The sequence below is a fragment of the Cryptosporangium aurantiacum genome (assembly GCF_900143005.1).
GTDB classification, from domain to species: Bacteria; Actinomycetota; Actinomycetes; order Mycobacteriales; family Cryptosporangiaceae; genus Cryptosporangium; species Cryptosporangium aurantiacum.
In genome coordinates this window covers 355,179-368,499 of the sequence record NZ_FRCS01000004.1, presented here as the reverse complement: position 1 = coordinate 368,499, position 13,321 = coordinate 355,179, and the positions used below count along the sequence as shown (strand labels likewise).

10 protein-coding genes, 1 pseudogene and 1 riboswitch are annotated in these 13,321 nt (G+C 73.1%); of the genes and pseudogenes, 9 read left to right on the top strand and 2 right to left on the bottom strand.

Translation table 11 applies throughout. From position 1 onward, the window contains the following. The first annotated feature begins 127 nt into the window (after positions 1-127). A riboswitch (cobalamin riboswitch) is annotated at positions 128-254 on the top strand. A gap of 80 nt (positions 255-334) precedes the next feature. The 9 genes and pseudogenes from BUB75_RS16090 to BUB75_RS16050 all read left to right on the top strand — a co-directional run bounded on the left by BUB75_RS16090 (position 335) and on the right by BUB75_RS16050 (position 10,968). Beyond that, positions 335-2,476, top strand: coding sequence for a putative cobaltochelatase (locus BUB75_RS16090; RefSeq protein ID WP_218617550.1), 2,142 nt, complete (start codon positions 335-337; stop codon positions 2,474-2,476). Continuing rightward, positions 2,477-3,091, top strand: coding sequence for a cob(I)yrinic acid a,c-diamide adenosyltransferase (cobO, locus tag BUB75_RS16085; protein WP_073257903.1), 615 nt, complete (start codon positions 2,477-2,479; stop codon positions 3,089-3,091). It abuts the gene before it with no gap. Next, positions 3,088-4,431: pseudogene (locus tag BUB75_RS16080) on the top strand (cobyrinic acid a,c-diamide synthase CobB); the annotation flags it as partial. The gene cobO and the pseudogene BUB75_RS16080, both read left to right, overlap by 4 nt. A gap of 526 nt (positions 4,432-4,957) precedes the next feature. Next, positions 4,958-5,674 carry a precorrin-2 C(20)-methyltransferase gene (cobI, locus tag BUB75_RS16075; protein WP_073257900.1) on the top strand — a complete coding sequence of 239 codons (717 nt, stop codon included), beginning with the start codon at positions 4,958-4,960 and terminating at the stop codon, positions 5,672-5,674. Next, on the top strand, positions 5,671-6,066 hold the full coding sequence (locus BUB75_RS16070) for a cobalamin biosynthesis protein (RefSeq protein ID WP_073257899.1): 396 nt from the start codon (positions 5,671-5,673) through the stop codon (positions 6,064-6,066). Before cobI ends, BUB75_RS16070 begins: the two co-directional genes overlap by 4 nt. Beyond that, a complete protein-coding gene (cobC, locus tag BUB75_RS16065; protein WP_073257898.1) occupies positions 6,059-7,081 on the top strand; it encodes an Rv2231c family histidinol phosphate aminotransferase CobC in 1,023 nt (340 codons plus the stop codon). The genes BUB75_RS16070 and cobC overlap by 8 nt, the downstream gene beginning before the upstream one ends. A gap of 102 nt (positions 7,082-7,183) precedes the next feature. Continuing rightward, positions 7,184-8,287 (top strand): nicotinate-nucleotide--dimethylbenzimidazole phosphoribosyltransferase, encoded by a 1,104-nt coding sequence (cobT, locus tag BUB75_RS16060; RefSeq protein ID WP_073257896.1) that lies wholly within the window; start codon positions 7,184-7,186, stop codon positions 8,285-8,287. Further along, positions 8,284-9,531 carry a uroporphyrinogen-III C-methyltransferase gene (gene cobA / locus BUB75_RS16055; RefSeq protein WP_073257894.1) on the top strand — a complete coding sequence of 416 codons (1,248 nt, stop codon included), beginning with the start codon at positions 8,284-8,286 and terminating at the stop codon, positions 9,529-9,531. Before cobT ends, cobA begins: the two co-directional genes overlap by 4 nt. A gap of 1,062 nt (positions 9,532-10,593) precedes the next feature. After that, complete coding sequence (locus BUB75_RS16050) at positions 10,594-10,968, top strand: hypothetical protein (RefSeq protein ID WP_143175237.1); 375 nt, start codon at positions 10,594-10,596, stop codon at positions 10,966-10,968. A 76-nt stretch (positions 10,969-11,044) separates the two neighbouring features. On the opposite strand, the gene otsB is transcribed toward BUB75_RS16050, so the two are convergent. Continuing rightward, positions 11,045-11,836, bottom strand: a complete 792-nt coding sequence (otsB, locus tag BUB75_RS16045; protein ID WP_073257890.1) for a trehalose-phosphatase — start codon at positions 11,834-11,836, stop codon at positions 11,045-11,047. Further along, positions 11,833-13,224 (bottom strand): alpha,alpha-trehalose-phosphate synthase (UDP-forming), encoded by a 1,392-nt coding sequence (locus BUB75_RS16040; protein ID WP_073257888.1) that lies wholly within the window; start codon positions 13,222-13,224, stop codon positions 11,833-11,835. The genes otsB and BUB75_RS16040 overlap by 4 nt, the downstream gene beginning before the upstream one ends. Between the last annotated feature and the right edge of the window lie 97 nt (positions 13,225-13,321).

Below are 13,321 nucleotides of genomic sequence, written 5' to 3'. Positions count from 1 at the left end.
CAACAGAGGGTGGTCCCGGCATCCGTCCGGACCACCATCTGTGGTCGTGGGTGACGCGCGTCTCGCGGGGTGGGCGCCCTTTGACGGCGGGGCGGACCGTGAGTCAGAGTTACCCGCGAGCGGAGGGCAGGAAGACCGGTGAGAATCCGGCGCGGTCCCGCCACTGTTACCGGGGAGCCGACCTCACCCAACGGTCACGGCCGGACACGGCTGGAAGGCCGAGGACACGCGTCGATCCGGGAGCCAGGACACTGTGTCCGCTCCCTGCGAGCCTGCTCGCAGGACACCCACACGCGGGCGTGGACACCCGCGGGAAGGACCCTGGCATGCCCTCGTGCGTGACCGGCGGGTGACACCGCCGTACCCGTTCTCCGCAGTCGTCGGACTCGACGACCTGCGCCTGGCGTTGACGCTCAACGCCATCTCGCCCGCCATCGGCGGCGTCCTGGCCCGGGGTGAGAAGGGCACCGCAAAATCGACCGTGGTGCGTGCGCTGCACGCGCTGCTGCCCCCGATCACCGTCGTCGCCGGGTGCCGATTCGCCTGCGACCCGGCCGCCCCCGACCCGCAGTGCCCGGATGGTCCGCACGGCGACGTGCTCCCCGAAGCCCGGGCGGCGCGGCTCGTGGAGCTGCCCGTCGGCGCCACCGAGGACCGTCTCGTTGGCGCCCTCGACCTGGAGCGCGCGCTCACCGAGGGCGTCCGCGCCTACCAGCCGGGTCTGCTCGCGGCCGCGCACCGTGGCGTCCTGTACGTGGACGAGGTGAACCTGCTCGCCGACCACCTCGTCGACACGCTCCTCGACGCGGCGGGCATGGGCCGCGCCTACGTCGAGCGTGACGGCGTCTCGGTGCGGCACGCGGCGCGGTTCCTGCTGGTCGGCACGATGAACCCGGAAGAGGGTGAGCTGCGGCCGCAGCTGCTCGACCGGTTCGGGCTGACCGTCGAGGTGACCGCGAGCCGGAATCCCGCCGAGCGGGCCGATGTGGTCCGGCGGCGGCTGGCCTACGAGGCCGACCCGGAGGGGTTCGCGGCCCGCTGGGCCGCGGAGGACGCCTCGCTGGCGGCCCGGATCGTCGAGGCCCGCACCCGATTGGCGGACGTCGTCCTGAGCGACGCCGCCCTGCGGCGGATCACCGCGGTGTGCGCCGCTTTTGACGTGGATGGGCTCCGGGCGGACCTGGTCACCGCGCGGACCGCGGTCGCGCTGGCGGCGTGGCACGGGCGGGATCACGTCACCGACGACGACATCCGGCGCGCCGCCGAGCTCGCGCTGCCGCACCGCCGCCGCCGGAACCCGTTCGACGCGCCCGGGCTCGATCAGGACAAGCTCGACCAGGCGCTGCGGGACGCCGCCGAGAACGATCCCGACGAGGACCCCGACGGCCCCGATGGCGGCGGTCCCGGCGACGGCGGCCCGGATGGCCCTGACGACGGTGGCCCTGACGACGGTGGCCCCGGCGGAGCCGACGGCCCGGACGGTGGCACCGAGCGGAACGACCCGACCGCGGACGCACCGGGAACCCCGTCGGGTACACCGCCGGGCACTCCGGACGGCGGCGGGCCCGACGTACCGGCCGGGCCGGTTCCGGCCGGCCGGCCGTCGGCCGATGGTGCGGCTGACGCACCGCGGCTACCCGGGCCGTCCCCGGTCGAGCAGGCGGCGGTCCGGGCGGCGTCCCCCTACCGCACGAAGCTGCTCACGGTGCCCGGCGTCGGCCGGAATCAGTCCGACGCCACCGGCCGGCGCTCGCCCGCCGAGTCCCGCCGTGGCCGGGTGGTGCGCGCCACCCGTACGGACGGCCCGGTGACCGACGTCCACCTGACTGCGACGTTGCTGGCCGCAGCGCCGCACCAGCGGTCGCGCGGACGCACCGCGGGCCTGATCCTGGAGAAGACCGACCTACGTGCCGCGGTCCGCCGCGGCCGGGAGTCGAACACGATCCTGTTCTGCGTCGACGCCTCCGGATCGATGGCGGCGCGGCAGCGGATGGCCGCGGTCAAGGGCGCGGTGCTCTCCCTGCTGCTCGACGCGTACCAGCGCCGCGACACCGTCGGGCTGGTGACGTTCCGCCGGGACACCGCGACGCTCGCGCTGCCGCCCACCGGCAGCATCGAGGTCGCCGCCCGCCGCCTGGACGAGCTGCCCACCGGTGGGCGGACGCCGCTCGCCGCGGGGCTGGCCAAGTCCGCCGAGGTCATCCGGCTGGAGCGCCGACGCAACCCGCACCGGCGTCCGCTGCTGGTCGTGGTCACCGACGGCCGGGCCACCCACGGCAAGAACGCCAGGGACGAGGCGCGTCGGGCCGCCGCGTACCTCGCCGCCGACCGCATCGCCTCGGTCGTCGTCGACTGCGAGGCCGGACCGATCCGTCTCGGCCTCGCCCAGGAACTCGCCGTCCATCTCGGCGCCACCGCACTCCGCCTCGGCGACCTCTCCGCCGACGGACTGGCCACGATTGCGAGGGCTGCATAAATGCCCCAGGGCAAACCCACGACGATCCCGAACGACGGCCTCACCACCCGGCAGCGCCGCCGCCGTCCGATCCTCGCCGTCCACACCGGTCCCGGAAAGGGCAAGTCCACGGCCGCGTTCGGGCTCGCGCTGCGTGGCTGGAACGCCGGCTGGCCGATCGGCGTCTTCCAGTTCGTGAAGAGCGCGAAGTGGCGGGTGGGCGAGGAGGACGCGCTCACCGCGCTCGGCGAGTACCACGCGCAGACCGGCAAGGGCGCGCCGGTGACCTGGCACAAGATGGGCGAAGGCTGGTCCTGGATCCAGCGCGCGGGCACCGAAGCGGACCACGCGCGGGACGCCGCCGAGGGCTGGGAACAGATCAAGCGGGACTTCGCCGCCGAAAGCTATGGGCTGTATGTCCTGGATGAGTTCACCTATCCGATGAAGTGGGGTTGGGTCGACGTCGATGATGTGGTGGAGACGCTGGGGAACCGCCCTGGCAGCCAACACGTCGTGATCACCGGCCGTGACGCCCATCCGTCCCTCCTCGAGGCTGCTGACCTGGTCACCGAGATGACCAAGGTCAAGCACCCGATGGACGCCGGGCAGAAAGGCCAGAAGGGAATCGAGTGGTGACCGTCGTCCCCCGCCTCGTCATCGGCGCCCCCGCGTCCGGCCACGGCAAGACCACCGTGACGACCGGTCTGCTCGCCGCCTACGCCGCGCGTGGGCTGCGGGTCAGCCCGCACAAGGTCGGTCCGGACTACATCGACCCGGGGTATCACGCGCTCGCCTCCGGGCGGCCGGGACGCAACCTCGACCCGTATCTGGTCGGGCCGCACCTGGTCGGTCCGCTGTTCGCGCACGGTGCGGCCGGTGCCGACCTGGCGATCGTCGAGGGCGTGATGGGCCTCTACGACGGCGCGGTCGGCCACGGCGACCTGGGCTCGACCGCGCAGGTCGCGGCCGCGTTGCGCGCGCCGGTCGTCCTCGTCGTGGACGCGGCCGCACAGGGCCGGTCGGTGGCCGCGCTGGTGCACGGGTTCCGCACCTACGAGCCGACGGTGTGGCTGGGTGGCGTGATCCTCAACCGGGTCGGTTCCGATCGGCACGAGCAGATCCTCCGCGAGGCCTGCGAGGAGATCGGCACGCCGGTGTTCGGTGCGCTACGGCGGCGGGACGCGATCCGGACGCCGTCGCGGCACCTGGGTCTGGTTCCGGTTGCCGAGCGCAGCCCGGAGGCGACTGAGGCCGTCGAGGCGATGGGCCGGGTCATCGCCGAGGGTGTCGACCTGGACCGGCTGCTCTGGCTCGCCCGGTCGGCGCCGCCGGTGTCGGCCGAGCCGTGGTCACCGTCCGACGCGGTCGGTGGTGCGGTGTCGGAGCGGCCGGTGATCGCGGTCGCGTCCGGGGCGGCGTTCACGTTCGGGTACGCCGAGACCGTCGAGCTGCTCGAGGCGTCCGGCGCGACCGTCGCGCGGTTCGACCCGCTGCACGACGAGTCCCTGCCCGACGGGACGGCCGGCCTGGTCGTCGGCGGTGGGTTCCCCGAGGTGCACGCGGAGGCGCTGTCCGCCAACGAGCCGCTGAAGAAGGCGGTCCGGGAGCTGGCGGCGTCCGGCGCGCCGATCGCCGCCGAGTGCGCCGGTCTGCTCTGGCTGACGAAGTCGCTGGACGGCAAGCCGATGTGTGGCGTGCTGGACGCCGAGGCCGGGATGACCCCGAACCTCACGCTCGGCTACCGCAGCGCGGTGGCGATCTCCGACTCGCAGCTGCTGCCCGAGGGCACCCGCGTGCACGGGCACGTGTTCCACCGCACCCAGGTCGAACCGCGCGCGGGCGCCCGTCCGGCGTGGCAGTGGAAGGGCCGTCCGCCGGAGGGGTTCGTCCAGGGCGGCGTCCACGCCTCCTACCTGCACCTGCACTGGGCGGCGCACCCGGGCATCGCCCGGCGCCTGGTGGACGCGGCTGCCCGGGTGCAGGCCCGGACGGCTCCGGCCGGTGGATCCGCGGCCCTCGCGGCCGACAACGCGCACACCGCGGTGGACAGCCCGGAGCCCGAAACCCCGACCGCGGTGGTGCGGCCGGGGGACGCGGTGCCGGAGTCGGATACGCCGACTGCGGTGGTGCGGCCGGGGAATGCGGTGGCCGAGTCCGAGACACCGACCGCGGTGGTCGTCGGCGATGCCGTGGAGCGCGCGGACGCGGATGCTGCCGCGGCGCAGGCGCGGGCCGAGGCCGACGCCGCCGCGGCGAAGGCACGCGCGGAGGCCGACGCTGCCGCCGAGCGCGCACGCGCTGAGTCGGCCGCGCCCGACGGTGTGTCCACCGCGGAGCCGGCCGCCGACTCGGATGAAAACGACGAAAAGGAAAGTTCGCCCCGCGTGTCGCGGACCGACGATCCGGCCTCTCCGGCGGATCGCGACGGATCATGAGCTTTCATCGGCGGGTGGTCGCGCCGGGCTGGGTGGTCCGGCCCGACCGCCGGCAGAGGAGCGTCGTATGAAGCTGATCGGCGTCGGCGTGGGACCGGGCGACCCGGAGCTGGTCACGGTGAAGGCGGTGCGGATGATGCGCGCCGCCGACCGTGTCTACGTACCGGTGCTGTCCGCGGACGAGACCGGCTACGCCGAGATCACCGTCCGCACGCACGTCGACCACGACCGGGTCGAGCGGCTGGTCTTCGCGCCACCCGCCTCTCCGGACGATCCGGACACGGCGAGCGAGGCGGTCGCCCGGTATCTGCACGCGCTCGGCCCCGGCGGTTCGGTGGTGTTCGCGACGATCGGCGACCCCAACGTCTACTCGCCGTTCACCACGCTGGCCCAGTCGGTCCGGGCGATGCTGCCGGACGTCACGGTCGAGACCGTGCCGGGCGTCACCGCCGCGCAGGACCTGGCGAGCCGGTCCCGGGTGCCGCTGGTCGACGGCGGTGAGTCGCTGACGCTGCTGCCACTCGGCGCGGGCGTCCACGGCCTCTCCGACGTGCTCGACCGTCCGGGCAGCGTCGTGGTCTACAAGAGCGGGCGGCACCTGATCGGGGTGAAGGAGGCGGTCCGGCGCGCGGGCCGGTTGCACGGGGCGCTCTACGGCGCCCGGCTCGGGCTGCCCGGCGAGGTTCTCCGCCCGCTGGCGTCCGCGGACGGCAACACCGCGCCGTACCTGTCGTCGGTCCTGGTTCCGGCCCGCCGGAGCGTCGTGCGGAGCGGAGATCGATGAACCGGTTAACGGCATACGTCGTCGGGGTCGGGGCGCGGCAGGGGGCGTCCGCCGCCGAGGTCGGAGCCCTGGTGGACCAGGCGCTCGCCGACGCGCGCATCACCGCGGACGCGGTGGCGCACCTCGCGACGCTGGAGGCGAAGGGCGCCGAGGCGGGGATCCGCACGGCCGCCGCGGACCGCGGCTGGCCGGTCGTGACCTGGTCGGCGGCCCGGCTGGGCCAGGTGCTGGTGCCGACGCCGTCCGCGCTGGTGGGGGAGGTGGCCGGCACGGCGAGCGTCGCCGAGGCCGCGGCGCTGCTGGACGCGACCGGCCGTCCGACCGGCGCGCTGATCATCCCGAAGCGGACGTCGCCGACCGTGACCGTCGCGATCGCCCAGCACCGTGCTTGACCTCCGGCACCACGGCGACGTCGAGGTACGCGACGCGGGCCTGACCGACCTCGCAGTGAACGTCCGTCCGGGCCCGATGCCGGACTGGCTCGCCGAGCCGGTGCGGGCCTCGCTGGACGCGCTCGCCGCCTATCCCGACCAGACCCCGGCCCGGGCCGCGGTCGCGCGGCGGCACCGGCGTCCGCCGCAGGAGGTCCTGCTCACCGCCGGTGCCGCCGAAGCGTTCGTGCTGCTGGCCCGGGTGCTGCGCCCACGGCGTCCGGTGGTGGTGCACCCGCAGTTCACCGAACCCGAGGCGGCGCTGCGCGCCGCCGGTCACGCGGTCGACCGGGTGCTGCTCGCTGCCTCCGACGGCTTCGTGCTCGATCCGGACGCCGTGCCGGACGCCGCCGACCTGGTCGTGCTGGGCAACCCGACGAACCCCACGTCGGTACTCCACCCGGCGGAGGCCGTCGCCGCACTGGCCCGCCCCGGACGGACGCTGGTGGTCGACGAGGCGTTCGCGGACACGGTCGCGGGGGAGCCCGCGTCGGTCGCCCACCGGCGGGACCTGCCGGGGCTGGTCGTCGTCCGCAGCCTGACCAAGACCTGGGGGCTGGCCGGCCTGCGGGTCGGCTACCTGCTGGCGGACGCGCCGACCGTGGACGCGCTGGCGTCCGCGCAGCCGCTCTGGGGAGTCTCGACGCCCGCGCTGGCCGCCGCCGAGGCCTGCAGCACCGACCGCGCGCGCCGAACGGCCGACGCGTACGCCGAGCAGCTCGCCGCCGACCGGGATCATTTGCTGGCCGGTCTCCGCGCACTACCGGGGATTCGGGTGCACGGCGTACCGGCGTCGTCCTTCGTGCTGGTCGAGACCGAGGGCGCCACCGCACTCCGGGAGGAGCTGCGCAGCCACGGCTGGGCCGTCCGCCGCGGCGACACGTTTCCCGGCCTGGGCCCGGACTGGCTCCGCATCGCCGTCCGCGACCGCACCACCACCGACGCGTTCCTGGCGGTCCTCCGCGGGCTGCGGTGATCTAGGCCGCCCGGATGCCGGGTACCGGGTGGGGCGGCGGCGGCTACCGAGCGAAGCAGTGCACGATTAGCAGGGGTGTGTGTCCCTGCCTGGGAGGAACCGATGAGCCTGTTGAACGAGACCCTCGCGGCGATCAGCCCGGCCGACGCCGAGGCCGCTGCGCAGGCGCGGGACCGGCAGGCCCGGATGACGAAGCCGGCCGGGTCCCTCGGCGTGCTCGAAGACCTCTCGGTGCGGCTGGCCGGCCTGGCCGGGGTGTGCCCGCCGCCGCTGCCCGAGCCGGCCGCGGTCGCGGTGTTCGCCGGTGACCACGGTGTCCACGCCCAGGGCGTCACGCCGTGGCCGCAGGAGGTCACCGGCCAGATGGTCGCGAACTTCCTGGCCGGCGGCGCGGTCGTGAACGCGTTCGCCACCCAGGTCGGGGCATCGGTCACGGTCGTCGACGTCGGCGTCGGCACGCTGCCCCCCGCCGGAGACGGGCTGCTCGACCGCAACATCCGCCGCGGCACCCGCGACATGACCGTCGAACCGGCGATGACCCGGGACGAGGCGGTGGCCGCGATCGAGGTCGGCATCGCGGTGGCCCGTGACCTGGTCGCCGCGGGTAACCGCGCGCTGCTGACCGGGGACATGGGGATCGCCAACACGACCGCCTCGGCCGCGCTGGTCGCCGCGTTCACCGGCGCCGACGCGGGCGCCGTCACCGGTGCGGGCACCGGCGTCGACGCCGAGACGCTGCGCCACAAGACCGACATCGTGCGGCGTGCACTGGCGCGCCACGGGCTCGTCGGCGACGCTCCGGCGGCGGGATCGGCCACCGGAACCGCGCCCGGCGCGGCCGATCCGATCGAGACGCTGGCCGCGGTCGGCGGGCTGGAGCACGCGGCGATCGCCGGGTTCGTGCTCGGCGCCGCCGCCGAGCGGGTGCCGGTCATCCTCGACGGGGTGATCGCCGGTTCGTCCGCGCTGGTCGCCGCCGCGCTCGCCCCGGCCTGCCTGGACGCGGCCGTGGCCGGTCACCGGTCCACCGAGCCGGGGCACGGCGTCGCGCTCGCGCACCTGGGGCTGACCCCGCTCGTCGACCTCTCGCTGCGGCTGGGCGAGGGCACCGGTGCGGTGCTCGCGCTCCCGCTGGTGCAGGCCTCGGTCCGCGCGCTGCGGGACGTGGCGACGTTCGACTCTGCCGGTGTGACGGAGAAGCAGTGACGTATCCGGTCGGGTTGCGGCTGACGGGACGACGCGTCCTGGTCGTCGGCGGCGGCACGGTGGCGCAGCGCCGGGTGTCCGGCCTGCTCGACGCCGGCGCGCAGATCGTGCTGGTCGCGCCGGAGGCGACACCGGCGCTGGACGCGCTCGCCGCGGCCGGCCGGCTGCGCTGGGAACGGCGCCCGTACACCGAGGGTGACGTCGAGGGCGCCTGGTACGTGGTGGCCGCCACCGACGTCCCCGAGGTGAACGCCGCGGTCGCGGAGGCCGCCGAGCGCGCGCACACGTTCTGCGCCCGCGCCGACGACGGGTCGGACGCGTCCGCGTGGACACCGGCGGTCGGACGGCACGGGCAGCTGACCGTGGCCGTGCACGCCGACCGGGACCCGCGCCGGGCCGCGCTGCTGCGGGACGCGGTGGTCGACCGGCTCTCCGATGGTTCGCTCGACGCCGCCCCGCAGCGTGGTCGCGGTCCGGTACCCGGTGTCGCGTTGGTCGGAGCCGGGCCGGGTGATCCGGAGCTGATCACGGTCCGGGGCAGGCGGCTGCTCTCGCACGCCGACGTCGTGGTCGCCGACCGGCTCGCCCCGCAGCTCCTGCTGGACGAGTTGCCCTCGCACGTCGAGGTCGTGGATGCGTCGAAGGTGCCGTACGGGCGCGCGATGGCGCAGGAGGCGATCAACGAGACGCTGGTGTCCCGGGCGAAGGCCGGGCAGTTCGTGGTCCGGCTCAAGGGCGGCGACTCGTTCGTGTTCGGCCGCGGCAGCGAGGAACTGGAGGCCTGCCTGGCCGCCGGGGTGCCGGTCGAGGTGGTTCCCGGCGTGACGTCCGCGGTCTCGGTGCCGTCGGCGGCGTGGATCCCGGTCACCCACCGGGGTATCGCCCACGAGTTCGTCGTGGTGTCCGGGCACGTCGCTCCGGACGACCCGCGGTCGCTGGTCGACTGGTCGGCGTTGGCGCGGTTGCGCGGAACGCTGGTGATCCTGATGGGCGTCGAGCGGCTGCCGGCGATCACCGCCGCGCTGATCGCCCACGGACGCCCGGCGGACACCCCGGCGGCGGTCATCCAGGAGGGCACCACCGGCGCGCAGCGTCAGGTGATCGCGACGCTCGGGACGGTGGCCGCGAACGCGCTCGCCGCCGGGTTGTCGCATCCGGCGATCTGTGTGGTCGGTGAGGTCGTCACGATCGCCGAGCGGTTGACCGCGCTGGCGTCCACGCTGCCTACGGGTACCCGCGTCTGAGGCTGTTCCGGAACTCGTCCGGTTTAGGCTGTTTCCTTTACTTTACCCCTTTCGCGTGGTCATACTACGGTCGCACGGCCTCGGCAGACGCCGTTATGACCCTGGCGACCCGGCGTGCGGAGAGTTCCGTATCCCTGTGGCCCCGGCGGCGTCCCCCGTGTGGCAGAACGTTCCGTGTCCGGAATGGAGTGCGCGGAACAGCCCCTGTGGAGCGATGGCGCTCGGAGGTCGGTGCGACTCTCGCTCTGGGAAGGCAAACCGATGAAGACCTCCAAGCTCCGTGCCGGCCTGGCCGCCGGTGTACTCGGGGCCGGGCTGGTACTGACCGCTTCCCCCGCCGGCGCAGCTGTGGCGCCGCCGACCGTGGCCCCACCGACCGTGGTGGCGCCGGCTGACGTCGGCGCGACGGTTTCGGCGTCGCGGTGGTGTCCGCGCTGGGACCGATGGTGTCACCGGCATCCTCGCTGGTGCTGGGACCGGCGGTGGCACCACGAGCGGTGGCGCTGGGACGACCGGTGTCACTGGCGGGACCGGGACTGGGGCCGCGATCACGACCACGGCCGCTGGGACGGCGATCGCGATCGCCGGGGACATGACCGCGACCGCTGGCGCGGGGATCACGACCGCCGGGACGGCGATCGTGACGGTTGGCGCAGGGGTCACCGGCGCGGATAACGTCTCGGCATTTCTCGCCGCTATTACCGGCGGGTTCCGAGTAGTCGGTGACAGTTCGTGCTAAGGCGCGGAGCGCTACTGCTGACCATTTCCGGAGAAAATCGAGCGCAGCCGAAGTAGGGGTGTTTTACGTTGCTTTGTCCCTTTCGGCCATGCATACTCGGAGGAGCACGAACTCAGGGTCGCGCCGCCGTCCAGTGTGGTGGCGACCGCTGAGCGAATCGCTCGCGCAGTGCGGAAATCGTTGGAACGCACGCTGGCGAAAGTCGCTCTTCCGTTGCTGGAGTCTTACTCCGAATGCGTTGGTGGCCGCTGCTCCACGTGCTTACAGGCGTTTTCCGCATGCACGCTGATAATTGCCATCCAGTCGAAAGGAGGTCTTTCGCCTTGTCTTCCAAGTTCATTCGTGGGGTCATTCTCGCAGGCGTCGTGACCGCCAGCATCGCCAGCGCGGCTGCCCCCGCGTCGGCAGCCACGCCGAGCACTGTCTCGGCGGAGACCCGGACCGTCGCGAAGGCGACTACCCAGGCCGCGGCACCGGCGCACAAGAAGGCCGCGATCGTGATCATCTGTGACGGGTGGGCTCCCGTCTACGGATGCCAGTATCCGGACTTCCTGGATTACCCATGGGCCGGGGATTACTACTGGGGCGGCGACTACTACTACTTCAACCGTCCCGGCTTCTGGTGGGGCCGCGGTGATTGGGGTTGGGGTGGTCATCACCACCGTTGGTGGCGTCACCACCACCGCCACTGGCGATGAGCCTGCCTGTGATGGGCTAACCACTTTGTGAGACCTACCCCGGTGATAAGCCGGGGTAGGTCTTCACATTGGGGGTTCAAGTACCGACGTGCAGCCGACGTTCTTCGGCCAGCAACGCGAATACGCCGACGATCTGCTCCGGATCGTCCACTCGGTACTCCGCAGCTGTTTCGCCCGGCCCGACCTTGATACCGACGTCACCGGGTCGGAGCACAGCGAACGCTTTTTCGTCGGTCACGTCGTCGCCCGCGAACAACACCGCGTCGGCACCGGTGCGGTCGCGCAGGACGTCGAGCGCCGTGCCCTTGCTGGTCTTCACGACGGCCAGCTCCAGCACTTTTTTGCCGGCCGTCGAGTGCACACCCGGCCAGCTTCCCGGCCCGTCCGCCACGCCGCCGAGCAGCTTCTCCCCGGCGTCCGGATCGGCGTTTCGGACGTGCACCGCGACGCTCGCGATCTTCTCTTCCAAGGCGGCACCCGGGACGGCCGTGACCATCGGGCGCAGTTCGTCGAGCAGCTGCGCGCGCAGCGCGGCGGCCTCCGGCGGGATCGCGAACCCGTCGTCGAACTCGACGCCGTGCGTGCCGACCAGCAGCGCCTCACCGCCCAGACCGGACAGACGCGCGAGGTCGACCAGCGCGCGACCGGACAGCAGCGCGATCGAGGTGCGGGGGAGCGTCGCCAGCTCCTGCAGCGCGTCGATCGCCGACGGCAGCGGGAACGCCGCGGCCGGGTCGTTCACGATCGGTGCGAGCACACCGTCGTAATCGGACGCGATCAGCAACGTCTCGACGCCGGTCAGCCGCCCGATCGCGTCCCGCAGCGGGCCGTTGATCCCGTTCGTGGGCTGCTGGGTGGGCCGGGTCACGTCTCGATCCCCATCGCGGTCAGGAAGTCGGCGGCCCAGCGGGAGACGTCGTGCTCCGCGATCTGCCTGCGCATCCGCCGCATCCGGCGCCTGGCGTCGGCCGGATCGGCGTGGATCGCCTGCCGCACGCGCTCCTTGACCCCGTCGATGTCGTGCGGGTTGACCAGGTAGGCCTGCTTGAGCTCGGCGGCGGCGCCGGTGAACTCGCTCAGGATCAGCGTTCCGCCGTGGTCGACCCGGGCAGCGACGTACTCCTTGGCGACCAGGTTCATCCCGTCACGCAGCGGCGTGACCAGCATGACGTCGGCCGCGCGGTAGAACGCGGTCAGCTCCTCGCGGCTGAACGACTGGTGCAGGTAGTGCACCGCGGGCTGTCCGACGTTGCCGTAGTCGCCGTTGATCCGTCCGACCTGGAGCTCGATCTCGTCGCGGAGCACCTTGTAGTGCTCGACCCGCTCCCGGCTGGGCGTCGCGATCTGCACCAGCACGACCTCCGGCACGGTGACCGAGCCGTCCTGCAGCAGTTCCTGGAACGTCTTGAGCCGGATGCCGATGCCCTTGGTGTAGTCGAGGCGGTCGACGCCGAGCAGGATCGCTCTCGGGTTGCCCAGCTCGTCGCGGATCTCCGCGGCACGCTTGGCGATCCGCTCCTCGCGGGCGATCGCGTCGATGCTCGCGAAGTCGATCGAGATCGGGAACGACCGCGCCCGGACCGTCCGGCCCTCGAACTCGACCTCGCTGCCGCGCGGCTTCAGGTCGACCAGCCGGCGGGCCAGCCGCAGGAAGTTCGCGGCGCCGCCGGGCAACTGGAACCCGATCAGGTCAGCGCCCAGCAGCCCTCGGACCACCTGCGTGCGCCACGGCAGCTGCATGAACAGCTCCTGCGGCGGGAACGGGATGTGCAGGAAGAACCCGATCCGCAGGTCCGGACGCCGCTCGCGCAGCATCTGCGGCACCAGTTGGAGCTGGTAGTCCTGGACCCAGACGACCGAGTCGTCCGGTGCGGCCTCGGCGGCCGCGTCCGCGAACCGCCGGTTCACGGTCACGTAATCGTCCCACCAGCTGCGGTGGTACTCCGGCTCGGCGATGACGTCGTGGTAGAGCGGCCAGAGCGTGGCGTTCGAGAAACCTTCGTAGTACGAGTCGACCTCGCGCGCCGAGAGCGGCACCGGGTGGATCTGGATGCCCCCGGTCTCGAACGGCTCGGGCGCGTCACCGGCGTCGCCCGACCAGCCGACCCAGACGCCGTGGCGGCTGCGCATCACCGGCTCCAGCGCCGTGACGAGACCGCCGGGGCTGGGACGCCAGTGGACGGAACCGTCGGGTCTGACTTCGCGATCGACGGGCAATCGGTTGGCGACGACGACGATCGATCTGCGGTCCGACACGGGCGGAACCCCCTCGGGTTGTCCGTACGGCCGTCATCCTATCGGGCGTCCGCCGAGGCCAAGCCACCGCCACGGCCAAGACCGACCGTTCCGGACT